General features: G+C 74.1%; 20 protein-coding genes and 1 pseudogene. 3 read left to right on the top strand and 18 right to left on the bottom strand.

Features of this window, described 5'->3' with window-relative positions; all coding sequences use genetic code 11:
- Positions 1 to 10: 10 nt before the first annotated feature.
- The 18 genes and pseudogenes from GA0070623_RS31735 to mraZ all read right to left on the bottom strand — a co-directional run bounded on the left by GA0070623_RS31735 (position 11) and on the right by mraZ (position 19,209).
- Positions 11 to 589: a hypothetical protein gene (locus GA0070623_RS31735; protein ID WP_407938013.1), complete on the bottom strand. Its 579-nt coding sequence runs from the start codon at positions 587 to 589 to the stop codon at positions 11 to 13.
- Positions 590 to 681: 92 nt separating this feature from the next.
- Positions 682 to 862, bottom strand: a pseudogene (locus GA0070623_RS31730) (hypothetical protein); the annotation flags it as partial.
- Positions 863 to 924: 62 nt separating this feature from the next.
- Complete coding sequence (locus GA0070623_RS26930) at positions 925 to 1,725, bottom strand: DivIVA domain-containing protein (RefSeq protein WP_067301781.1); 801 nt, start codon at positions 1,723 to 1,725, stop codon at positions 925 to 927.
- A 43-nt stretch (positions 1,726 to 1,768) separates the two neighbouring features.
- Positions 1,769 to 2,074 carry a YggT family protein gene (locus tag GA0070623_RS26925; RefSeq protein ID WP_067301785.1) on the bottom strand — a complete coding sequence of 102 codons (306 nt, stop codon included), beginning with the start codon at positions 2,072 to 2,074 and terminating at the stop codon, positions 1,769 to 1,771.
- Between the two features lie 29 nt (positions 2,075 to 2,103).
- Positions 2,104 to 2,829 carry a cell division protein SepF gene (locus GA0070623_RS26920; protein ID WP_089004193.1) on the bottom strand — a complete coding sequence of 242 codons (726 nt, stop codon included), beginning with the start codon at positions 2,827 to 2,829 and terminating at the stop codon, positions 2,104 to 2,106.
- Between the two features lie 184 nt (positions 2,830 to 3,013).
- Entirely contained in the window at positions 3,014 to 3,751 is a 738-nt protein-coding gene (locus GA0070623_RS26915; RefSeq protein WP_067301792.1) for a YggS family pyridoxal phosphate-dependent enzyme, read from the bottom strand.
- A 105-nt stretch (positions 3,752 to 3,856) separates the two neighbouring features.
- On the bottom strand, positions 3,857 to 4,972 hold the full coding sequence (gene ftsZ, locus GA0070623_RS26910; protein WP_067301796.1) for a cell division protein FtsZ: 1,116 nt from the start codon (positions 4,970 to 4,972) through the stop codon (positions 3,857 to 3,859).
- A gap of 240 nt (positions 4,973 to 5,212) precedes the next feature.
- Positions 5,213 to 6,031 (bottom strand): cell division protein FtsQ/DivIB, encoded by an 819-nt coding sequence (locus GA0070623_RS26905; RefSeq protein ID WP_067301799.1) that lies wholly within the window; start codon positions 6,029 to 6,031, stop codon positions 5,213 to 5,215.
- Between the two features lie 112 nt (positions 6,032 to 6,143).
- Positions 6,144 to 7,562: a UDP-N-acetylmuramate--L-alanine ligase gene (gene murC / locus GA0070623_RS26900; protein ID WP_067301802.1), complete on the bottom strand. Its 1,419-nt coding sequence runs from the start codon at positions 7,560 to 7,562 to the stop codon at positions 6,144 to 6,146.
- Between the two features lie 31 nt (positions 7,563 to 7,593).
- Positions 7,594 to 8,700 carry an undecaprenyldiphospho-muramoylpentapeptide beta-N-acetylglucosaminyltransferase gene (gene murG, locus GA0070623_RS26895; protein ID WP_067301806.1) on the bottom strand — a complete coding sequence of 369 codons (1,107 nt, stop codon included), beginning with the start codon at positions 8,698 to 8,700 and terminating at the stop codon, positions 7,594 to 7,596.
- Complete coding sequence (locus GA0070623_RS26890) at positions 8,700 to 10,106, bottom strand: FtsW/RodA/SpoVE family cell cycle protein (RefSeq protein ID WP_089004373.1); 1,407 nt, start codon at positions 10,104 to 10,106, stop codon at positions 8,700 to 8,702. Before GA0070623_RS26890 ends, murG begins: the two co-directional genes overlap by 1 nt.
- 271 nt (positions 10,107 to 10,377) lie before the next feature.
- Positions 10,378 to 11,514 carry a phospho-N-acetylmuramoyl-pentapeptide-transferase gene (gene mraY, locus GA0070623_RS26885; protein ID WP_067301809.1) on the bottom strand — a complete coding sequence of 379 codons (1,137 nt, stop codon included), beginning with the start codon at positions 11,512 to 11,514 and terminating at the stop codon, positions 10,378 to 10,380.
- A complete protein-coding gene (locus GA0070623_RS26880) occupies positions 11,511 to 12,923 on the bottom strand; it encodes a UDP-N-acetylmuramoyl-tripeptide--D-alanyl-D-alanine ligase (RefSeq protein ID WP_089004192.1) in 1,413 nt (470 codons plus the stop codon). Before GA0070623_RS26880 ends, mraY begins: the two co-directional genes overlap by 4 nt.
- Positions 12,920 to 14,482: a UDP-N-acetylmuramoyl-L-alanyl-D-glutamate--2,6-diaminopimelate ligase gene (locus GA0070623_RS26875; protein WP_084261033.1), complete on the bottom strand. Its 1,563-nt coding sequence runs from the start codon at positions 14,480 to 14,482 to the stop codon at positions 12,920 to 12,922. Before GA0070623_RS26875 ends, GA0070623_RS26880 begins: the two co-directional genes overlap by 4 nt.
- A gap of 52 nt (positions 14,483 to 14,534) precedes the next feature.
- Entirely contained in the window at positions 14,535 to 16,853 is a 2,319-nt protein-coding gene (locus GA0070623_RS26870) for a penicillin-binding transpeptidase domain-containing protein (protein WP_067301813.1), read from the bottom strand.
- A gap of 5 nt (positions 16,854 to 16,858) precedes the next feature.
- Positions 16,859 to 17,461 carry a hypothetical protein gene (locus tag GA0070623_RS26865; protein ID WP_067301817.1) on the bottom strand — a complete coding sequence of 201 codons (603 nt, stop codon included), beginning with the start codon at positions 17,459 to 17,461 and terminating at the stop codon, positions 16,859 to 16,861.
- Entirely contained in the window at positions 17,458 to 18,567 is a 1,110-nt protein-coding gene (rsmH, locus tag GA0070623_RS26860) for a 16S rRNA (cytosine(1402)-N(4))-methyltransferase RsmH (RefSeq protein WP_067301819.1), read from the bottom strand. Before rsmH ends, GA0070623_RS26865 begins: the two co-directional genes overlap by 4 nt.
- A 210-nt stretch (positions 18,568 to 18,777) precedes the next feature.
- A complete protein-coding gene (mraZ, locus tag GA0070623_RS26855) occupies positions 18,778 to 19,209 on the bottom strand; it encodes a division/cell wall cluster transcriptional repressor MraZ (RefSeq protein ID WP_067301821.1) in 432 nt (143 codons plus the stop codon).
- 354 nt (positions 19,210 to 19,563) lie between these two features.
- On the opposite strand from mraZ, the gene GA0070623_RS26850 reads away from it, so the two are divergent.
- From GA0070623_RS26850 to GA0070623_RS26840, 3 genes are read left to right on the top strand one after another with little or no spacing between them, the layout of a single operon-like run.
- Positions 19,564 to 20,811, top strand: coding sequence for a MurT ligase domain-containing protein (locus GA0070623_RS26850; protein WP_067301918.1), 1,248 nt, complete (start codon positions 19,564 to 19,566; stop codon positions 20,809 to 20,811).
- Positions 20,801 to 21,523 (top strand): type 1 glutamine amidotransferase, encoded by a 723-nt coding sequence (locus GA0070623_RS26845; protein ID WP_067301824.1) that lies wholly within the window; start codon positions 20,801 to 20,803, stop codon positions 21,521 to 21,523. The genes GA0070623_RS26850 and GA0070623_RS26845 overlap by 11 nt, the downstream gene beginning before the upstream one ends.
- Positions 21,524 to 21,539: 16 nt before the next feature.
- The gene (locus GA0070623_RS26840) at positions 21,540 to 22,223 is read left to right on the top strand and encodes a TVP38/TMEM64 family protein (RefSeq protein WP_067301827.1); all 684 of its coding nucleotides are present in this window, start codon (positions 21,540 to 21,542) and stop codon (positions 22,221 to 22,223) included.
- Positions 22,224 to 22,267: the final 44 nt, after the last annotated feature.

The following is a 22,267-nucleotide window of genomic DNA, read 5'->3' as shown; positions in this document are numbered from 1 at the left end:
GACGCCGGCCTCAGCGGGGGTAGGTGTCGGCGAGCAGGGCGGTGTCCGGGTTGCACAGGCCGCACGGGGTGAAGCCGAGCGAGATCGCTTCGAACACCGGCAGCGGCTCGTGCTCCCGCTCGATCAGGTGGGCGCAGGAGAGCAGGTGGTAGCGGGGATGCCCGTCGACGACCCGGACCTCGTCGTCGAGCTGGGCCACCAGGGCGGCGTCGGCGGGCGGGACGCGCTGCAGCGGTGGTTCCCACGGCGACGAGGCGTCGGCCGGGTGCTCCCAGGGCGGCGCGGGGTCGTCCGGGCCGTCCACCTGCCGGTCGGCGTGGGAGGCATCGACGGGAAGGTCGTCGTACCGGTCGGGGTCGGTGTCCTCGGCGGCGTAGGGGACGGGGTCGGGGTCGGCGGCGTACCGGACGGGACCGGTCGCCGGGGGTCGACCGGTCGGCCCCGCCGGCTCGGGGACCACGACCGGATCCCACGGGGCTTCCGCCTCGGGTTCCCAGGCCCCGGCGTCGGGGCGGGGAGAGAGGACGACGGGATCGTCGGCCACCGGCGGGCCGGGTGGTTGCCGCCACCCGACGCCACCGGCACCGATCGTCGTCGGAACGTACGTCGTCGGGACCTCCGACGGCGCGGACGCGGCCGGCGGGGCGGTGGCGCGGGGCGCACCCGCGTGCTCACCCTGCTCGGCCCGCTCCGCCGCCCTCGCCCTGGTGGCGGCTGCCTGGCGGGCACCGGCCACCAGTGCGACGGCGGCCAGCAGACTGGCCGCGATGGAACTGGTCAACAGCGTGCTGGAGCCGTCGACGAGACCGAACACCAGCAGGGCGACCGCGACAAGGATGAGCAGCAGACTGGCGACTAGCACAGCTCACCCCCGCCGCGTCGTGGGTAAGTCGGCGGCCGTCGGGGGACGGCCGCCGACGTGGATCAGCGGCCGGCTTCGAGGGCGCCGGAGCGGCTGCCGCCGTACGAGCCGGCGAGGCTCGCCGCGGCGAGCCCGTTGCCACCGACGGCACGGGTGCCCTCGGTACGGGTCATCTCGGCCTCCAGGCCCTGACCCCGACCGTCGAGGTCGCGCAGCTGGCTCTCCAGGTAGGCCTTGAGCCGGGTGCGGTACTCGCGCTCGAACTGCTTGAGTTCCTCGATGTGCTTCTGCAACGCGGTCCGCTTGGCGTCCAGGCCGCCCATGGCCTCCTGGTGCCGCTGACGGGCGTCGCGTTCCAGCGCGTCGGCCTTGGCCCGCGCCTCCCGGGTGACCTCCTCGGCCTTCGAACGGGCCTCGGAGAGCAGCTGGTCGGCCTCGCGGCGGGCGTCGGAGACGTGGTCGTCGGCGGTGCGCTGGGCCATCATGAGCACCCGCAGCGCCTGCTGCTCGCCGTCGCCGCCGACGGCCGGGCCGCCGGTGGTGCGGACCTGCTCCAGCTCCGCCTGCATCGCACGGGCGGCCTGCTCGGCGGCGGCCTTGTCGCGCTGCACCCGGTCGAGCTGGGCCTTGACGTCGTTGAGCTCGGCGGCGAGCCGGGCGTCGCCGCCGGGGCCGGCAGGGGCCCCGCCACGACCGCCGCGCTCCACCTGGGCGCGCAGCTCGTTGTTCTCCTCGATCAGACGGGCAAGCTCCCGCTCGACCTCGTCCAGGAAGGCGTCGACCTCCTCCTCGTCGTACCCCCGCTTGCCGATCGGCGGCTTTTTGAAGGCGACGTTGTGCACGTCGGCCGGTGTCAGCGGCATCGAAACTCCTCGGGTCAGTTGCGGCCGCGAAAGCGCGCGCTGGTCAGGAGAAGTTCCTGATCAGCGGATCTAACACAAACCTCATCAGCACGAACAGGATAACCAGGAGCACAAGGGAGGCCAGGTCGATGCTCACGGTACCAATTCGCAGTGGGGGGATCACCCGCCTCAACGCCTTGAGAGGCGGATCCGTGACGCTCCACACGGACTCGAGTCCGGCGGACGCGCCACGCCCCGGTTGCCACCGACGACCGTACTGGAGGACCGCACTGAGAACGAATCGGGCCAACAGCACAATAAGGAAGAGGTACAAAATCAGGTACAAAAGTTGGAACATGATCGACAACACGGTAGGCGACGTCCCTCGTTCGGGTGGACTTAGCTCAGGGAGAAGAAGCCGCCCTCAGCGATCTTGGCCTTGTCCTCGGCGGTGACCTGGACGTTGGCCGGCGAGAGCAGGAACACCCGGTTGGTCACGCGCTCGATCGTACCGCGCAGCCCGAACGCCAGCCCGGCGGCGAAGTCCACCAGTCGGCGGGCGTCCGCCTCGTCCATCTCGGTAAGATTGATGATCACCGGAACCCCGTCGCGGAAGTGCTCGCCGATGGTCCGCGCCTCCCGGTAGGTGGTCGGGTGCAGCGTGGTGATCTGGTAGCGCTGCTCCTCCTCGGCCACCACCGGGCGCTCCCGGGGCGAGGCCTGCGGCGCCAGGGCCAGATTGTCCCGGGTGTGGTAGCTCAACGCGCCCGAGGTATCCGCACCGGTCGACCGGGTGATCGACCGGACGCTCGCCCGCTCGGTCCGCTCCGAACGTTCGGCCCGCTCGGCCCGCTCCGACCGCTCGGCCCGCTCGTCGTCGGCGCGGTCGGCCTCCACCGCCCGGCTGGACCGGTCGGCCAGCCGGCCCCGGTCACCCAGCCGGGGACGCGGCGCCGGCGGCTCCTCGGCATCGTCCTCGTCGTCGTCGGCGAACTCCTCGGAGTACCGGCTCGACCGGTACCGCGACTCGCGGTAGCCGGGCTTGTCGTAGCCCTCGTCGTAGCCGCGCTCGTCGTCTTCCTCGACGAGCCCGAGCCAGACCCCCGCCTTGCGCAGTGCACCCATCCCGCGCCCTTCCGTCCGCCGTGCGGCACGCACCCCCGTGCCGTGTCGCCAGTGGACGTCCCTGCCCACCGGATCGGAGCGACGATCCCCCGACGCGCGATTCGCGGCTCGCCCGTCGTGGCCCCCGACCTCGGGACGCCGCTCCTGAACAACACTGATGTAATTTGCTTCTACCGGGGTCAGGCTACCGCAGCGTGGAACGCATTCCGAGCAACGCGCTGCCGACGCGGACATGTGTCGCCCCGTACCCGATCGCCACCTCCAGGTCACCGCTCATCCCGGCGGAGAGCGCGGTGGCCGCCGGATGCCGCGCCCGGAACGCCGCCGCCACCTCGGCCAGCCGGGCGAACGCCCGCTCGGGCTCCCAGCCCAGCGGCGCCACCGCCATCAGCCCGGCCAACCGCAGCGCTTCCGCCCCGGCCAGCACCTCGGCCACCGGGTCGAGCCCCCGGTCGGGGTCGGTGGAGCCCGGCAGGGCACCACCCCGGGCCGGGTCGCCGTCGATACTGACCTGCACCAGCGTCTCCAGCGGACGGTCCCGACCGGACTCGGCGGCGGTGGCCAGCGCCCGGGCCAACCGGGCACTGTCCACGGAGTGCACCACGTCGGCGTAGCGGACCACCGACCGGGCCTTGTTGCGTTGCAACTGGCCGATGAAGTGCCAGCGGGCGGTCACCCCCGCCGCCGCCACCTCGGCCGCCTTCGGCGCGGCCTCCTGGTCCCGGTTCTCCCCCAGGTCGACGACCCCGAGCCCGGCCAGCGCGACCGCGTCACCGGCCGGGTAGGTCTTGGTCACCGCGATCATGGTCACCCCGGCCGGATCCCGGCCGGCCGCGGCGCACGCCCCGGTGATCCGGGTCCGTACCGCGGCCAGCCCGGCCGCCAGCTCGGCCCGGCGGTCCGGACCGGAGGGACCGGTCATCGGCCGGTCCGCCCGGGCGACGACGCGACGACGCGGCCCGCACGGGGACCGCCGGTCACCGGCGGGGCCGCGGGACCGGCCACGGAGCTGCTCGTCATCGGCGGCTCAGGAGCCGTTCTTGAGGAAGTCGGGCACGTCGACGTCGTCGAAGAGCACCCGGCGCGGCGTCTGCTGCGGCGGCGGCAGGGTGGCCGGCGCGGTGACCGTCGGGGTCTGCGTCGTCGGCTGGTTCTGGTTGCTCTTGCGCGGCGAGTCGACCGCCTTGTACGCGGGCGTCCCGCCGTCGAAGCCGGCGGCGATCACGGTGACCCGCACCTCGTCGCCGAGCGCGTCGTCGATGACCGCGCCGAAGATGATATTGGCGTCCGGGTGGGCCGCGTCGGTGACCAGCTGCGCCGCGTCGTTGATCTCGAACAGGCCCAGGTCGGAGCCGCCGGCGATGGAGAGCAGCACCCCCCGGGCGCCGTCCATGCTCTGCTCCAGCAGCGGGCTGGAGATGGCCGCCTCGGCCGCCTCGACCGCCCGGTTCTCGCCCCGGGCGCTACCGATGCCCATCAGCGCGCTGCCCGCCCCGCTCATCACGCTCTTGACGTCGGCGAAGTCGAGGTTGATCAGGCCCGGCGTGGTGATCAGGTCGGTGATGCCCTGGACGCCGGAGAGCAGCACCTGGTCGGCGGTGCGGAAGGCGTCCATCATGCTGATGCCGCGGTCGCCCAGCGCCAGTAGCCGGTCGTTGGGGATGACGATCAGCGTGTCGCACTGGTTGCGCAGCTCGTCTATCCCCGACTCGGCCTGCACCTGGCGGCGCTTGCCCTCGAAGGAGAACGGACGGGTGACCACACCGATGGTCAGCGCACCGAGCTTGCGGGCGATGTTGGCCACCACCGGCGCCCCGCCGGTGCCGGTGCCGCCCCCCTCGCCACAGGTGACGAAGACCATGTCGGCGCCCTTGAGCACCTCTTCGATCTCGTCGCGGTGGTCCTCGGCGGCGTTCTTGCCGACGTCCGGGTTGGCGCCCGCGCCGAGCCCCCGGGTCAGCTCCCGGCCGACGTCGAGCTTGACGTCGGCGTCACTCATCAGCAACGCCTGCGCGTCGGTGTTGATCGCGATGAACTCGACGCCCTTGAGCCCAACCTCGATCATCCGGTTGACGGCGTTGACGCCGCCGCCGCCGATGCCGACGACCTTGATGACCGCCAGGTAGTTGTGCGGAGGTGTCATCTCCGGTCCTTTCCCTTCGAGATTGGCTCGCACTGCCCCGGTACGGCGTGGCCCAGACCGGTGGTCGAGGAGCTTTCACCAGCGAGGATCAGAGCTGAACCCTAACCCTCTACTAGAGGCTTAGAGTTATGTCAACCACTGATCCTCTTCGGGGCAACGTAAGCGCCCCCACGCCGAGAGCCAAGGACCCCACCGGCGTGTCGCCGCCGGGTGCGGGGCGACTCACGTCCACCACGGACCTCACCTGAGGGTCACCACGTCCGGCGCGCTCACGTCGATCGTGTCGGCCTTCCGACCCAGCAACGCCGTCGCCACCCGCGCCTTGTCCGCGCCCCGGGTCGCGTCGCCCCACACCACCGCCCGCCCGTCGCGCAGGGTCAGCCCGATCCGGGCCAGTCCCTCGACGGTCACCTCGACCAGGGCGGCCCGCAGCTGCGGGGTGAGCACGGCCAGCACCTGCAACGCCGCCCGGGTGCCCGGATCGTCCGGTCCCGGAGCCGCCAGCCGCACCACCGGCAGCCCGTCCGGCGGCCGGGCCAGCGTGCGGAACACCACCCCGGCCCGGTCGATCACCACGAACCGGTCGTCCCGGGGCACCACCGCCACCCCGGTCCGCTCCACCACCGTCACCACCAGGGCACCGGGCCAGTCCCGGCGGACCGTGGCGCGCTCCACCGGGGCCAGGCCACCGATACGCCGGGCCGTCGCGGCCAGGTCCACCCGGGCCAGCGGCATCCCGTCCGGCACCCCCGCCGCGTCACGCACCTCGACCGGGGTGACCAGCCGCGCCCCCTCCACCCGGACCTCACGCACCCCGAACAGGCCGGATCCGAGCACCGCCCACGCCACCAGGCCGGCGAGGACCAGTACCCCGGCCACCACCGCCCAGGGCAGAGCGGCCCGCATCCGCCGCTGCCGGGCCCGCGCCATGAACCGCCGGGTCGACGGCGGGACCGCGTCGCTGCCCGCCCGGACGAGCTGCCAGCGCCGGACCGGACCCCGCCGGGAACCGCCGCCGTCGGTGCCGGTGCCACGGCCCCGCGCCGGACCCGGACTCATCCGCTACCGGCGGTCGCGCCGTCCGGACCGGCCACCGGGTGCCCGACGGGCGGACCGGCGGCGCTCCCGGCCCGGACGCCGCGGTCCGGGCCGCGCCGGGGGAACCGCGCGATCATCGCGCGGTCAACGCGTCGAGCAGCTGATCGCCCAGCAGCGAGATCGGCGGAGCGCCCATCGTCACCACCACGTCGCCGGGGCGGGCCCGGCGGGCCACCTCCACCGGCGCGTCGTCGAGCGAGTCCACGAAGACCTTGTGCGCGTCGTCGAGCGGCACCGCCGCCAGCAACGCCGCCGATCCCTCACCCGGCTGGCGCAGCTCACCGGGGCCGAAGACCTCCAGCAGCACCAGCTCGTCGGCGATCGCCAGGGCGGCGGCGATCTCCGCCTGGAGGTCCCGGGTCCGGTACAGCCGGTAGGGCTGGAAGACCACGATCAGCCGGCCGTCGCCGGCCACCTCGCGCAGCGTCCGCAGGGCCAGCGTCATCGAGGTCGGGTGGTAGGCGTACTCGTCATACACCAGCACGCCGTCGGCGACGCCCTTGCGCTCGAAGCGCCGGCGCACGCCCGGGAAGGCGGCCAGGGCCGCCTCCGCCGCCGCCACCGGCAGGCCGAGCAGGTGGGCGGCGAGCACCGCCGAGGCGCTGTTGAGGCCCATGTGGCGTCCCGGCACCGGCAGCCGGATCTCCCCCAGCGAACGGCCGTCCAGGGCCGCCAGGTAGCGCACGCCCTGGGCGGACGAGGCCATCTCGGACAGCCGCAGGTCGGCGTCGGCCGCCTCGCCGTACGTCCAGACCCGCCGCCCCTCGGCGCGCAGCGTCTCGGCCAGCCGCCGCCCGCCCGGGTCGTCGGCGCAGGTGATGACGTACCCGGCCGGGTCGGTGAGCCGGGCGAACTCGGCGAAGGCCGCCTCCAGGGTCGCCAGGTCACCGTAGGTGTTCAGGTGGTCGGCCTCGACGTTGGTGATGATCGACACGTACGGGCGGTAGATCAGGAACGACCTGTCGCTCTCGTCCGCCTCGACCACGAAGTGCTCGCCGGTGCCGTGGTGCGCCCCCGAGCCCACCTCGGAGATCTCCCCGCCGATCACGAAGGACGGGTCGACCCCGGCCTGCTGGAGCACCATGGTCACCATCGAGGTGGTGGTGGTCTTGCCGTGGGTGCCGGCCACCGCCACCGTCCGGCGGCCGGTCATCGCCGCGGCGAGCGCCTCGGAGCGGTGCAGCACCCGCAGCCCGCGCCGGCGGGCCTCGACCATCTCCAGGTGGTCCTGGCCGATGGCCGAGGAGTAGACCACGGTGTCCACCCCGTCGAGGTTGGCCGCCTCGTGGCTCATGTGGATGGTGCCGCCCAGCGCCCGCATGCCGGCCAGCGACGGCCACTCACGCAGCTCGCTGCCGGAGACCGGCAGGCCCCGGGTGAGGAAGAGCCGGGCCAGGCCGCTCATCCCGACCCCGCCCACCCCGATCAGGTGGATCCGGCCCAGGTCCTCCGCGGTGAGCGTGCCGGCCGGGGTGAACTGCACGGTGTTCATGCCAGGTACCTTCCCGTCGCGGTGGACCGGCTCACCGGGCCACCGCCTCGTAGACGAAGTTGAGCAGGGCCACGTCGCCGTCGCGGCGGCCGTACCCGGCGGCGGCGGCACCCATGGCGTACAGCCGCTGCGGGTCGCGCAGCAGGGGCAGCACGGTGCGCTCCAGCCAGGCCGGGGTCAGCTCGGCGTCGTCGACGAGCAGCCCGCCGCCGGCCTCCACCACGGGCAGCGCGTTGCGCTTCTGCTCCTGGTTGGAGTGCGGGTACGGCACGTAGATGGTGGGCAGCCCGATGGCGGCCACCTCGGCACAGGTCATCGCCCCGCCCCGGGCCAGCATCAGGTCGGCGGCGGCGTAGCCCAGCTCCATCTCGGACAGGTAGGGCAGCGCCACGTACGGCACCGGCAGGTCGGTCGGGACCGGCACCGGCTCGTTGCGGGCGCCCATCACGTGCAGCACCTGCACCCCGTTGCGAGCCAGCTCCTTGGCCGCGCCGGAGACCGCCAGGTTGATCGACCGGGCCCCCTGCGAACCACCGGCGACGAAGAGGACCGGCAGGTCGGGGCGGAGTCCGAAGTGGGCGCGGGCGGCGGCACGCATGGCGTTGCGGTCCAGCCCGGCGATCCCCCGGCGCAGCGGCACGCCGACCACCCGGGCGTCGCGCAGCACCTCGGACTGGGCCGGCTGGTGCGGGAAGCCGACCGCGAGGTTCTTGGTGAACTTCATGCCGAGCCGGTTGGCCACCCCCGGCGGGACGTTGACCTCGTGGATGACGATCGGCATCTCCCGCCGCCAGGCGGCCAGGTAGCCGGGCACCGAGACGTACCCGCCGAAGCCGACGACCACGTCGGCGGCGACCTCGTCGATCACCTTGCCGGCGGCGCGGGCCGCCTTCCACATCCGGTCCGGGGTGCGGACCAGGCCCATGTTGACCGAGCGGGGCAGCTGGTAGGCCGGGATCTGCCGCAGGTCGTAGCCGGCCGGCGGGATCAGCTCGTTCTCCAGCCCCTTCGGGGTGCCGAGGCAGGTGATCCGGACGCCCGGGTCGTGTCGGCGCAGGCAGTCGGCGAAGGCGAGCAGCGGGTAGATGTGCCCACCGGTGCCCCCTCCACAGAGCACCACCGAACGCAGCGGACCCATCAGCGTCTCCTCTCGCTCGCCGTCCCGCCCCGGGTCCGGTCCTGCCGGACGCCGCGCGGTGCGGCCTGATCGTCGGGTCGCCGCCCGCGCGCCCGGGGCACGGACCCCGGGGCAGCCGACGGCGGCGCCGGTCGGCTCCGCGCGCCGGGAAGCGGCGGCAACGGGGCCCAGACTAGTCGGACCCATCGGGCGGGCGGACGGGCGTGCAGGGCGCGGGCCGCGTCGGGTTCGGCGCGGGCGAAGGAGGCGAGCATGCCGACCGCCGCCAGGGTCACGACCAGCGCGCTGCCGCCGTCGGAGATGAACGGCAGCGGCACCCCGGTCAGCGGCAGCAGCTTGGTCACCCCGCCGATGTTGATCACCGCCTGGCCGACCAGCCAGGCGGTGACGGCGGTGGCGGCGAGCCGGCGGAACGGGTCGGCGACCCGGCGGGCGATCCGCAGCCCGGTGTAGGCGAGCACGGCGAAGAGCACCAGGATGACGGTGCAGCCGACCACGCCCAACTCCTCGGCGATGACGGCGAAGATGAAGTCGTTGTGGGCGGCCGGCAGCCAGCCGAACTTGACGCTGCTCTTGCCCAGCCCGACACCGAACCAGCCGCCGTGCTCGATGGCGTTGCGGGCCTGCACCATCTGCCAGCAGGCGTCCTCGACGCACTTGGCCGGGTCGGGCGTGTCGAGGAACGAGGTGAGCCGGGCCAGTCGGTAGTTCTCCTGGCCGCGTGCGCCGGATCCGGCGCCGAGCGAGGCCACCGCGACGAGCAGTCCGATCCCCGCCAGGCCGACCGCGGAGAGCGCGGCGAAGACCCGCAACCGCACTCCGGCGGCCCAGAGCAGGCCGACCACGATGGCCAGCAGGCAGAGCATGCTGCCCAGGTCGTTGTAGCCGACCAGGACGAAGAGCAGGCCGACCACCGGGAACAGCGGGGTGGCCAGCTCCTTCCACCAGCCGAGCGCGGCGCCCTTGCGGGCGATCACGTGCGCCCCCCACAGCACCAGCGCCAGCTTGGCCAGCTCGGCGGGCTGCACCTGGATCGGCCCGAGATAGAGCCAGAGCAGGTTGGCCCGCAGCGGCCCGAGGGAGGCCAGCCCGAACAGGGCGTCCAGGGCCACCAGCAGGTTGAGCACCAGCAGCAGCACCACCGCGGCCCCGAGCAGGGGTCGGCCCAGCGAACGGAAGGTGCTGGCCGGCAGGCGCTGGCAGGCCCAGAACGCGACGATGCCGATCACCGCGAAGATCGCCTGCTTGGTGACCGAGGCGGCCGCGTCGCCGGCCTCGGCGTAGTCGCGCACGCTGGTGGCCGAGAAGACCATGGTCAGGCCGATCAGCAGCAGCAGGCCGGCGCTGGACAGCAGCAGGTAGTAGGAGGCCAGCGGGCGGGCCAGCAGGCCGCGCAGCGCCGCCAGGCCGCCGGCCGGTCCCAGCCCGGCCAGCGCTGCGGGCGGGTCGGTGGTACGCCCCGAGCCCGCGACCCGCCGCGGCTGGGTCTGGGTCGTCGTGCCGGTGCTGGTGCCTCGGTCCTCCCCCACCCGCCCATCATCGCCGCTACGGGCGGCTGGTTCCGGCCGTTCGTGCCGGTCGGCGTGTCGAAATGCGGATCGGGTGCCCCTCGGGTAGGGGAAACCCCGGCCGGGGCCGGGGCGGTGACCCGTCGCGGGACCGCCCCGGTGCCCGGGGTCAGCCCATGCTGGCCAGGAAGTCGCTGTAGAACAGGCCCAGCGCGATGGCCACCCCGATGCCCGCGATGATCCAGAAGCGGACCACGATGTTGACCTCGCTCCAGCCGGCCAACTCGAAGTGGTGCTGCAGCGGGGACATCCGGAAGACCCGCTTGCCGGTGGTGCGGAAGGAGATGATCTGGATCACCACGGACATCGTGATGATCACGAAGAGCCCGCCGAGGATCGGCAGCAGCAGGACCGTCCGGGTGGACATCGCCATCCCGGCGATCAGGCCGCCGAGGCCCAGCGCGCCGGTGTCGCCCATGAAGATCCGGGCGGGCGAGGTGTTCCACCACAGGAAGCCCACGCAGGCCCCGGCCGCCGCCCCGGCGATCAACGCGATCTCCAGCGGATCCCGGACGGCGTAGCAGTAGTTGTCCGGGTTGGCGGTGTACGTCGGGTCGGCGCACCAGTGCCGGTACTGCCAGAACGCGATCAGCGCGTACGCGGCCAGCACCATCACCGAGGCGCCGGTAGCCAGCCCGTCCAGGCCGTCGGTGAGGTTGACCCCGTTGGTCGCCGCCATCACCACCATGATGATCACGATCACCGAGGCGACCTTGCCGATCTCCAGCGCCGGGATGTCCCGGATGAAGCTCAGCGTGGTGCTGCCCACCGTCTCGGTGTTGGTCGTCGCGCCGCTGGCGTCGGTCATGCTGCTCGGGAAGTAGAGCGCGACAACCCCGAAGGCCGCCCCGACCAGGATCTGCCCGAACAGCTTGCCGCGCTTGTTGAGCCCGCCGCTGTGCCGCTTGCGCACCTTGAGGAAGTCGTCGATGAAGCCGACCGCGCCGGAGAAGACCATCAGCCCCAGCAGCACCAGGGCGGTGATGGTCGGCTCGACCTGGGCGATCTGCGCGTCCGGCAGGGTGGTCAGGGCGAGGTGACCGGCCACGTAGGCGATCACCGTGGCCAGGATGAACACCACGCCGCCCATCGTCGGCGTGCCCTTCTTGCCCTCGTTGCTGGCCAGCCCGAGGTTCGACCGGATCGGCTGACCGGCCTTGAGCCGGGCGAACACCTTGATCGCGAGCGGCGTGGCCAGCAGCGACACCAGGAACGCCACCCCGATGGCGACGATGACCGCCCTCACGCGGCACCCCCCGCGCCGGCCCCGGCACCCTCGCCGTCGGCACGCAGCGCGTCGGCCACCTCCCAGGTGCGGTACCGGGAGCCCTTCACCAGGACGACGTCGCCCGGTCGTAGCTCGCTGCGCAGCACCTCGACGGCCGCCGCCTGATCGGTGAGCAGCACCGACCCTCCTCCCCAGTCACTTACCGCTGTCGCGCCCTCGTGGATCGGCGCGGCCGGCTCACCCACCACGAGCAGCCGGTCGACACCGAGCTCGGCCGCGAGCCGGCCGACCTCCCGGTGCCCCTCGTCCTCGTACTCGCCCAGCTCGGCCATGTAGCCCAGGGCGGCGAACGTCCGCCCGCCCCGGTGCATCCCGGCCAGCGCCCGCAGCGCCACCGCCGTCGAGGCCGGGTTGGCGTTGTACGAGTCGTCGATCACGGTCACCCCGTCCGGCCGGGTGAAGACGTCCATCCGGCGGGTGGAGACCAGCCCCAGCTCGCCCAGGGCCGCCGCCAGCTCGGCCAGCGGCATGCCCAGCTCCCGGGCGACCGCCGCCGCGGCCAGCGAGTTGGAGACCTGGTGCCGGCCGGTCAGGCCGAGTCGCACCGGGGCGGTCCCCTCCGGGGTCACCAGGGTGTACGCCGGCCGCCCCCGCCCGTCCAGGGTCACGTCCACCGCGCGCACGTCGGCGTCGGCCGACTCGCCGTAGCGGACCACCCGGGCGGCGGTGCGCGACGCCATCGCCGCCACCAGCCGGTCGTCGGCGTTGAGCACCGCCAGCCCGTCGGCCGGCAGCGCCTCCACCAGCTCCCCCTTGGCCAGGGCGATGTTCTCCACCGAGCCGAACTCGCCCAGGTGCGCCACCCCGACGTTGAGCACCACCGAGATCCGCGGCGGCACCACGTCACAGAGGTAACGGACGTGCCCGACGCCCCGGGCGCCCTTCTCCATCACCAGGTACCGGGTCTGCGCGGTGGCCTGCAGGGCGGTGTACGGGTGGCCCAGCTCGTTGTTGAACGACCCGGGCGGGGCCACCGTCGGGCCGAGCCGCACGGCGAGCTGGGCGATCAGGTCCTTGGTGGTGGTCTTGCCCGACGATCCGGTCAGCCCGATCACGGTGAGCCCCGGCAGCCGGTCCACCACGGCCCGGGCCAGCCGGCCCAGCGCGGCCAGCGCGTCGTCCACCAGCACCATCGGCACCCCGGGCAGCTCCCGGGTGCCGAGCACCGCCACCGCACCGGCGGCGACCGCACCGGCGGCGTAGTCGTGCCCGTCGACCCGCTCGCCGGGGAAGGCCACGAAGAGCGCCCCGGCGGCGACCTTGCGGGAGTCGAACTCGACCGGGCCGGTGACCCGGGTGTCCGGGTCGGCGGCGTGCAGCCGGCCGCCCACCGCGGCGGCCACCTCGGCCAGGCTCAGCGGGATCACCGTCGACCCGCCAGGTCGCCGAAGCGGACGCGCAGCGCCTCCGCCAGCTCGGTGCGGTCGTCGAACGGGTACACCTCGCCGGCGATCTCCTGACCGCGTTCGTGCCCCTTGCCGAGCAGCGCCACCACGTCCCCCGGCTCGGCCAGCCGGACCGCCTCGGCGATGGCCTCCCGCCGGCCCGGCACCTCGACGATCCGGGCACCGGCGTCCGCCCGGTACGCCCCGGCCAGCACCTCGGCCCGGATCGCCGCCGGGTCCTCGGTGCGCGGGTTGTCGTCGGTCACCAGCACCACGTCGGCCCCCCGGGCAGCGGCGGCGCCCATCACCGGGCGCTTGCCCCGGTCCCGGTCGCCACCGGCGCCGATGACGCAGATCAGCCGACCGGTGCCAGTGCCGCGCAGCGCGGCCAGGGCGGCCACCACGGCGTCGGTCTTGTGCGCGTAGTCGACCACCCCGCGCACCGGGGCGTCCCCGCTGACCAGCTCCAGCCGGCCGGGCACCCCGCCGCAGGCGGCCACCCCGGCGACGGCGGTCGCCGGGTCCACCCCGGTGGCGACCAGGCTGGCCACCGCGAGCAGCGCGTTGGCCACGTTGTGCCGGCCGGGCAGCGCCACCCCGGCGGGCAGCTCCAGGCCGTCCGGGCCGTGCGCGGTGAACCGCTGGGCGTAGCCCTCGCCGCCGACCCGGTCGGCCCACCAGGTGGCGGTCGGGTCGCCGGCCGCCGAGTAGCTGACCGTGGCCGGCCGGAACAACGGGCGCAGCGCCGGGTCGTCGTGGTTGAGCACCTCGACCCGGCAACGCCCGTCGAAGAGCCTGGCCTTGGCGGCGAAGTAGTCCGCCGTGTCGGCGTGGAAGTCGAGGTGGTCGGAGCCGAAGTTGGTGTAGCCGCCGACGGCGAACCGGACCCCGCCGACCCGCCCCATCGCCAGGGCGTGGCTGGACACCTCCATGACCACCGCGGTCACCCCGCGCTCGCGGGCGGCGGCGAGCAGGGCGTGCAGGTCGGTGGCCTCCGGGGTGGTCCGGACGCTGTCGGTCACCAGGTCGCCGAGGCGGGTCTCCACGGTGCCGATCAGGCCGGTGACGTGACCGGCGGCGCGCAGCCCGGACTCGATCAGGTAGGCCGTCGAGGTCTTGCCGGCGGTGCCGGTCACCCCGATCACGGTGAGCCCGTCGGTCGGGTCGCCGTAGACCGCGGCGGCCAGCTCGCCCAGCACGGCCCGGGGATCGGGCGTCACCAGGACGGGCAGCCCGGCCGCGCCGGCCGCCGCCGCGCCGGCCGGGTCGGTCAGCACGGCCACCGCGCCGGCCGTGGCGGCCCCGGCGGCGAACTCCGCGCCGTGCCGACGGGCACCGGGCAGGGCGGCGTACAGGTCGCCGGGTCGGACCTCCTGGCTGGCGTGGGTCACCCCGGTCACGACCAGCTCGGCGGCGTCGGCCGGCGGCGCTACGGCGAGCCGGTCGGCGAGGTCGCCGAGCCGGACTCCGGGCACGGTACGGGGGCGTGGATTGCCGGGCACGGCGTCAGACCCTACCCGGTCGTCCGGTTCCGGCCGCACAGCCGCCCCGGTGGTTCGTCGGCACTCACCGATGATGTCCCGCCGTTCCCGGTCAGCGCGGAAAGACCTCGAAGTTGGGGGATTTCCCGCGCGACGGAGGAACCCGGTAGTGACGCAGCGTGAAGCCCATCATCTCGCGGAACGCCGGGGCGACGACCGCGCCGCCACCGCCCTCGGGGTTCCACACGAAGACCGCCACCACGTACCGGGGCGCCTCGGCGGGCGCCATCCCGATGAACGAGCCGACCTCGCCGGGCTGCTCCTTGCCGTCGACGTAGCGCAGCCCGGTGCCGGTCTTGCCGGCGACCCGGTAGCCGGGCACCGCAGCGGCCAGGCCGGTCGCGCCGTCGACCGTGGTCACCGCTTCCAGCAGGGTACGCAGGGCTGCCGCGTTCTGCGGACTGAGCACCGAGCGGGTGACCGGGGCGGCGGACGGGGTGCGCCTGCCGTCCGCCCCGACCACCTCCTTGATCAGGTGCGGCTGGACGTAGGTGCCGTCGTTGGCGATGGCGGCGTACGCGGCGGCCATCTGCAACGGGGTGGTGTCCACGCTGTGCCCGATCGGCACCGACCCGTACGACGAGCCGCTCCACCGCGCGGCCGGGAGCAGCCGCCCGGACGCCTCGCCGGGCATCCCCTCGCCGGTGGGCTGCCCCAGCCCGAAGCGCTTCTGGTAGTCGATCAGCCGGTCCGGGCCGAGCCGGTCGCCGATCTCGATGGTGCCGACGTTGGACGAGTACGCCAGCATGCCGGCCACGCTGAGCTTCTTGCCGTCGGCCGGGTGGGTGTCGCGGAAGGTCACGTCGCCCCGGGTGATGGTGTTGGCGACCGGCCAGGCGCTGTCCGGGGTGATGACGCCCTCCTGCAACGCCGCGCCGTAGGTGATCGCCTTGTGCACCGACCCCGGGTCGACCACGAAGCTGGAGGCGGCGTCCTCCCGGTCGGTGGGTCGGCTCTGCTCCGGCGAGGCCGCGTTGTAGGTCGGGTTGCTCGCCTGGGCCAGCACGTCGCCGGTCTTGACGTCGAGCACCACCGCCGCGCCGATCGCGCCCCGGGTCTGGGCCATCTGCCGGCTGAGGATCTGCTGCACCTGGAACTGGAGGTCCCGGTCGATGGTGAGCACCAGCGAGCTGCCCGGCTTGGGGGCGGTGGTCTGGCTGTAGCCGCCGGGGATGGGGGCGTTGAGGTCGCCCAGCCCCGCCTCGTACACCCGCCGGCCGTCCTGGCCGCGCAGCAGGTCGTCGTAGCGGGCCTCCAGGCCCTCCAGCCCGTCCATGTCCTGGCTGGTGAAGCCGACCAGGTTGGCGGCCAGGTCACCGCCGGGCACCTCGCGGCGTTCGTCGCGGTGGGTGCCGATGCCGGCGAGGTCGAGCGCCTCGATCTGCTTGGCCTGCGCGACGTCGACGCCCCGGGCCAGGTAGCGGAACTGGAGGTTGCCCCGACGCTTCATCTTGTCGGCCAGTTCGGAGACCGGGACGCCGAGCAGCGGGGAGAGCAGCTTCGCGGTCTCGGTGCGGTCCTTGACCATGGTGGGGTCGGCGAAGACGTACCGGGCCTCGACGCTGCGGGCCAGCGGGGCACCGGTGCGGTCCTGGATCGAGCCGCGCGGGGCCGGCAGGTCGATCCGGGTGAGCCGGTTGTCGACGCCGCCCCCGGCGTACGCCGGGGTGTCCACGGCCTGCAGCACGACCAGCCGGATGCCGATCACCGCGAAGATCGCCAGCACCAGCACGGTGCCCAGTCGCAGCCGGCGACGCGGCTCGGCGAGCTTCGGCGGGCGGCGTGGCTTGCGCACCGGTCGTCGCCCGGCCGGTCGGTCGGTACGCCGGGGCGTCTCGGTGCGGCGCGGGGCGCCGCGACCGGGCGGGTCACCCCGGCGCGGGACGCTGCGGCCGGGCCGGCGGCGCGGGGCGGGCGGCTCGGCGAACTCGTCGTCGTCGGGCGCGACGCGCTGCGGCACGGTCCGGATGACGCCGGTACGACCGGTCGGCGCGGCCTCCCGGCGGCCGCTCCGGTTGGCGGCGGCCCGACCGCCGTCGAGGACCTGGAGGGCGGGGCGGAACGGGTCGCCGGAGCGGCCGGCGCGTGGGGTGCGCCGCTGCCCGCCCCGGTCCTCGCTGCTCTCCCGGATGGTGCGGCCCCGGGGGGTGTACGCCCGCGCGTCGGAGATCCCGCCGGTGTCCCCGCCCCGGGACTCCCCCGGCCGTGGGTCGCCGGTGCGCGGCTCGCCGCCCCGGGGTTGCCCGGTGCGGGGTTCCCCGGTGCGGGGCTGCCCGGCTCGCGGCTCGCCGCCCCGGGCGGCCCCACCACGAACCGCACCGCGCCGGGAGCCCGTGGCGTCCCGGCGCGGTTCGTCCGATCTCGGCGGCACGGGTGCTACCCCCCGTTGCCCTGCTGGCTGGTGATCGCCGGCTGCCCGTCGGCCGGCTGCGGCACGCCGATCAGCCGACCGTCCGGCAGCCGGATGTACGCCGGCTCACCGGCCTCCACCAGACCCAGCTTGCGGGCCCGGGCGGTCAGGTTGCCCGGCTCCTTGGCCTCCTCGATCTGCTTCTCCAACTGCTGCTGGTCGACGTCGAGCCGGGCCTGCTGCTGCTGGAGCTGCTGGAGTTTGAAGGCGTTCTCGTTGATCTTCGTGTTGACCGCGAGGATGCCCAGCACCCCGCCGACCACGAGCACCACGATCAGCGCGGCGAACGGTGCCCGGGGCACCCGGACCGGCGGCGGCGGCGCCACCCGCAGCCGGGGCGACCCGGTGCCGGCGGTGGCGGTACGGGTGGCCGGCTGCTCCGCCGGCCGCAACGCGGCACTGCCCTGGGTGGGGAACTCGCGCGCCCCCCGGCGCGTCTCCCCCGCTCGACCGGCGAGGTCCGCCGGCGTCGTGGTACGGGTCGTGCGCTGCGCCGTGGTCCGGCCCCCCGACCGCGGTGCGCGCTGCCCGACGACCGCGTCGCGGCCGTCACGCTTGTTGACGTTCATGTCCCCTCCCCCTGTTCGTCCGTCCTGCCGTCCCCCGGCGTCGTCCCGTGGTCCACTGTGGAACCCGCTGTCGACCCCGTTCCCGCTTGGTGCATCGCCCTGACCCGTCGGCGGGACCGTTCGCGGTCGGTCCGCCCCGACGGCCCGGTGGTCGGGTCGAGTCGCTCCGCGGCCCGCAACCGCACCGACGCGGCCCGCGGGTTCGCGGTGACCTCCTCCTCCCCGGCGAGTTCGGCGCCCCGGCTGAGCAGCCGGAACGTCGGACCCGACCCGGGCAGTTCCACCGGGAGGTCGACCGGGCCCTTACTGCGGACCCGGTCGGCGAGCGCCTGCTTGGTGAGCCGGTCCTCCAGCGAGTGGTAGGACAGGACCACCATGCGACCGCCCACGCCGAGCGTGTCGAGGGCAGCCGGCAGCGCCTTCTCCAGCACCGCCAGTTCCCTGTTTACCTCGATCCGTAAAGCCTGAAACGTTCTCTTGGCCGGGTGTCCCCCGGTTCGTCGCGCTGGTGCCGGAATGCTCTCCCTGACCAGCTCCGCCAGCCGGGCCGAGGAGGTGATCCGCCCCTGCTCACGCTCCCGGAGGATCGCCGAGGCGATCCGGCCGGCGAACTTCTCCTCGCCGTAGACCCGCAGCACCCGGGCCAGATCAGGGTGGGAGTAGGTGTTGACCACCTCTTCGGCGGTCACCCCCCGGGTCTGGTCCATCCGCATGTCCAGCGGCGCGTCCTGGGCGTAGGCGAACCCGCGGTCGGGCGCGTCGAGCTGCAACGAGGAGACGCCCAGGTCGAACAGCACTCCGTCGATGACCGGATAGCCCAGCCGGGCCACCACCTCGGGCAACTCGTCGTAGACGGCGTGCTCCAGGTGGATCCGGTCGGTGAAGCGGGCCAGCCGGACCCGGGCGTGCGCCAGGGCCTCGGTGTCCCGGTCCAGGCCGATCAGCACCGTGTGCGGATGCCGTTCCAGCACCGCCTCGGCATGCCCGGCCAGGCCCAGCGTGGCATCGACGTGGACCGTCCGGCCGCCCCGGTCCAGCGCGGGGGCCAGCAGCTCGAGACACCGCTCGAGCAGCACCGGCACGTGCGTGCCGCGTAGCTCCCCCATGTCGACCCCCACTGTGGAATACCTGCTCTTACGTGTCGCGCTCTGCCGTCGGACGACGCCGTGCCGTCGTACCGCCAGATCCCCATCCGCTCCCGCTCCGGCTCCGGGTCGTCGACCCGGGATGGAGATCGTGCCCCTGGCACCGGGGAAGGGGCGCCAGGAACTCGAAAGCGGCTGGAGATCTCGCAGTACGTCGGGCGTCGCCACGCCCTACAGACCGCTGGGCAGCACCCCCTCCTCGATGTCGGCGAAGTCGTCTTCGCTCTCGGCGAGGTAGCTCTCCCAGGCCGTCCGGTCCCAGATCTCCACCCGGGTGGACGCCCCGATCACCACCAGATCCCGGTCGAGCGCGGCATAGGACCGCAGGTGGGCCGGGATGGTGACCCGGCCCTGCTTGTCGGGGACCTCGTCGTGCGCGCTGGCGAAGAAGACCCGGCTGTAGGCCCGGGCCGCCTTGTTCGTCATGGGCTGCGCGCGCAACTGGTCGGCGATCCGCTGGAACTCGGGCGTGGGGAAGACGTAGAGACAGCGATCCTGCCCTTTGGTGATCACGACACCCCCCGCCAGTTCGTCCCGGAACTTGGCCGGAAGGATCAACCGGCCCTTTTCGTCCAGGCGTGGGGTGTGCGTGCCGAGGAACATCGGCCCTACCCCCTCGCCCTGAGCGGCGTTCGCGGCGCCGCTGACCCCCCGGGCCGGTGGGCCCTCCCGGCCTCACCAATGCGCCCCACTCTACTCCACTTCCCTCCACCTGCAACCAGATTCGCCCGCGCGGCGCGTCGCTGTCGCGGGCAAAACCGCACGTCAGAGCCGGTGGAGCGAAGTGGAGGGGTGGAGCGCCGCCGGGCCGGGTCCGCTACCCGACATCGATCGACCCCGTCCGGTGGAGCCCGCGCCGACCGGACGCCCGGCCCACCCCGACCGAACGGTTCGCCGTCGGCGGCGATCTGGCGGGCGCGGGGGTCCGGTAACCTCGCTCGGGTGACGGACGCGAAGATGCCCCTGCGGGCGAAGGTGGCCAGCTCCGTGTCGAGGACCGCCGCGGCGCTGTCGCGCGCCGCCGGCCGGGGTGACGGCTCGGTGATCGGCGGATGGATCGGGCTGAAGATCGACCCGGACCTGCTGGCCCACCTCTCGGCCGGACGCGCCATCGCGCTGATCTCCGGCACCAACGGCAAGACCACCACCACCCGACTCAGCGCCGCCGCCGTCGGCGTGCTCGGCCGGGTCGCCACCAACTCCTTCGGCGCCAACATGCCCACCGGGCACACCTCGGCGCTGGCCAAGGCCGGCAGCACGCCGTACGCGGTGCTGGAGGTCGACGAGCACTACCTCGCGCAGGTGCTGGAGGCCACCGAGCCGCACGTGGTGGCCCTGCTCAACCTCTCCCGCGACCAGCTCGACCGGGCCAAGGAGGTCGCCATGATGGCGCAGCTCTGGCGTTCCGCGCTGGTCCGGCACACCGACGTACGGGTGGTCGCCAACGCCGACGACCCGATGGTGGTCTGGGCCGCCACCCCGCCGGCCGACCCCGCCCGGGGCGTCCGCCCGCCGCACGTCACCTGGTTCAGCGCCGGGCAACGCTGGCACGACGACTCCTGGGTCTGCCCGGAGTGCGGCTCCACCATCCAGCGCTCCGGTGAGCAGTGGTGGTGCTCCGGCTGCCCGCTGCGCCGCCCGGACGCGCAGTGGACGGTGGAGGACGACGGCGTGCTCGACCCCACCGGGGCCTGGCACAAGGTGACCCTCCAGCTCCCCGGCAAGGTCAACCTCGGCAACGCGGCCACCGCCCTCGCCGTCGCCGCCGAGTTCGGGGTACGCCCCGTCGACGCGGTGTCCCGGCTGCACACGGTGACCTCGGTCGCCGGCCGGTACGCCCAGGTCGACCGGGACGGGCGCAACATCCGGCTGCTGCTGGCCAAGAACCCGGCCAGTTGGCTGGAGGCGTTCGACATGGCCGACGAGGCGCCCACCCTGCTGTCCATCAACGCCCGCGACCCCGACGGGCTGGACACCTCCTGGCTGTTCGACGTCGACTTCGCCCCGCTGCGCGGCCGGCAGGTGCTGATCACCGGCGACCGGGCGTACGACCTGGCGGTCCGGCTCGACGTCAACGGGGTGCCGTTCCAGCACGTCCGGGCGTTCGGCGAGGCGGTCCGGGCGGTCCCGCCGGGCCGGCTGGAGGTCATCGCGAACTACACCGCCTTCCAGGACATCCGAGCGGAGTTGGACCGTGTCAACTGAGAGCCTGCGTATCGTCTGGATCTACCCCGACCTGCTCTCCACCTACGGCGACCGGGGCAACCTGCTGATCCTGGCCCGCCGGGCGCAGCAGCGCGGGATGCCGGTCGAGGTGCTGGAGGTCCGCTCCGACCAGCGGCTGCCCGCCACCGCCGACATCTACCTGCTCGGCGGCGGCGAGGACGGCCCGCAGGCGCTCGGCGCGCAGCGGCTGCTCGCCGACGGCGGCCTGCACCGGGCCGTCGCCCAGGGCTCGGTGGTGTTCGGCGTCTGCGCCGGCTACCAGCTCCTCGGCAGCTCCTTCTTCGCCAAGGGCACCCGGTGCGCCGGGCTGGAGCTGCTCGACCTCTCCTCCGACCGGGGTCCGACCCGGGCCGTCGGCGAGCTGGCCGGCGAGATCGACCCGAGGCTGGGGGTGCCGGCGCTGTCCGGCTTCGAGAACCACGGCGGTCGGACCCACCTCGGCCCCGGCGTGTCGCCGCTGGCCCGGGTCAGCGCCGGGGTCGGCAACGACGGCGTCACCGAGGGCGCCTGGCGGGGCAAGCTGCTGGGCACCTATTCGCACGGGCCGGCGCTGGCCCGTAACCCCGCCCTGGCCGACCTGCTGCTGCGCTGGGCCACCGGCGCGCACCAGCTCCCGCCGCTGGACGACACCTGGGCCGAGCGGCTGCGCACCGAACGCCGCGCCGCGGTGGCCGCCGCCGCCCGCCCGTGACGCCCGCCGCCCGCCCGTGATCCCCGCCGTCCGGCGGCTGCTCGGTCAGCCGTCGGCACGTCGGTTCGTCCTGCTGCTGGTCATGCTGGCCGGGTTCGCGGTGCTGCTGCTGGTGGCGCCCCGGCCGGACGTCGGCGAACTGCCCCGGCTGGCCGACCCCCTCGGCGGGTACGCCCCGTTCGCCGGGATCGTCGTCGGGGCGCTGCTGCTGGTGGCGCTGGTCCCCCGGACCTTCGTCACGCTGGCGGCGGGGGCCGTGTTCGGCCCGCTGGAGGGGGCGGCGTACGCGCTCGGCGCGGCGCTGCTGGCCGCCGCGCTCGGCTTCGCCGTCGGCCGGGTGCTGGGGCGGGAGTTCGTCGCCGAGCGGGTACGCGGCCGGCTGGCCCGGCTCGACGGCTGGTTCGCCCGGCAGAGCGTGCTGGGCGTGATCACCGTACGGATGCTGCCGGTCGCCGGGTTCGGCCTGGTCAGCTACGGCTACGGCACCACCGGGGCGCGGGTGCTGCCGTTCCTGGTCGGCAGCGTGCTGGCCTCCGCCCCGACCGCCTTCGGCTACGCCGCCATCGGCGCGGCGGCCAGTTCCCCCGGCAGCATCAACTGGTACGCCGCCGCCCCGGCCAGCCTCGGACTGATCGCCAGCGCGGTGCTGGCGTACCAGTGGTGGCGGGCCGAACGCCGCCGTCGGCGCGACCCGAGCTGAGCCCGACCGGCGTCGGGGATCGACGCTGACGCCGACCGGACCGG

The sequence above is a fragment of the Micromonospora rifamycinica genome (assembly GCF_900090265.1).
Classification (GTDB): Bacteria; Actinomycetota; Actinomycetes; order Mycobacteriales; family Micromonosporaceae; genus Micromonospora; species Micromonospora rifamycinica.
The sequence above is the reverse complement of the archived record's forward strand: the minus strand, read 5'-3'. Positions and strand labels throughout refer to the sequence as shown.

Bases quoted from the DNA above. Each gene is read 5' to 3' on its own strand.
- ftsZ (WP_067301796.1), bottom strand. From the start codon at position 4,972: ATGACACCTCCGCACAACTACCTGGCGGTCATCAAGGTCGTCGGCATC.
- GA0070623_RS26920 (WP_089004193.1), bottom strand. From the start codon at position 2,829: ATGGGTGCACTGCGCAAGGCGGGGGTCTGGCTCGGGCTCGTCGAGGAA.
- GA0070623_RS26930 (WP_067301781.1), bottom strand. From the start codon at position 1,725: ATGCCGCTGACACCGGCCGACGTGCACAACGTCGCCTTCAAAAAGCCG.
- rsmH (WP_067301819.1), bottom strand. From the start codon at position 18,567: ATGGGGGAGCTACGCGGCACGCACGTGCCGGTGCTGCTCGAGCGGTGT.
- mraZ (WP_067301821.1), bottom strand. From the start codon at position 19,209: ATGTTCCTCGGCACGCACACCCCACGCCTGGACGAAAAGGGCCGGTTG.
- murG (WP_067301806.1), bottom strand. From the start codon at position 8,700: ATGGGTCCGCTGCGTTCGGTGGTGCTCTGTGGAGGGGGCACCGGTGGG.
- GA0070623_RS26850 (WP_067301918.1), top strand. From the start codon at position 19,564: ATGCCCCTGCGGGCGAAGGTGGCCAGCTCCGTGTCGAGGACCGCCGCG.
- murC (WP_067301802.1), bottom strand. From the start codon at position 7,562: ATGAACACCGTGCAGTTCACCCCGGCCGGCACGCTCACCGCGGAGGAC.
- GA0070623_RS26905 (WP_067301799.1), bottom strand. From the start codon at position 6,031: ATGAGTCCGGGTCCGGCGCGGGGCCGTGGCACCGGCACCGACGGCGGC.
- GA0070623_RS26865 (WP_067301817.1), bottom strand. From the start codon at position 17,461: ATGAACGTCAACAAGCGTGACGGCCGCGACGCGGTCGTCGGGCAGCGC.
- GA0070623_RS26915 (WP_067301792.1), bottom strand. From the start codon at position 3,751: ATGACCGGTCCCTCCGGTCCGGACCGCCGGGCCGAGCTGGCGGCCGGG.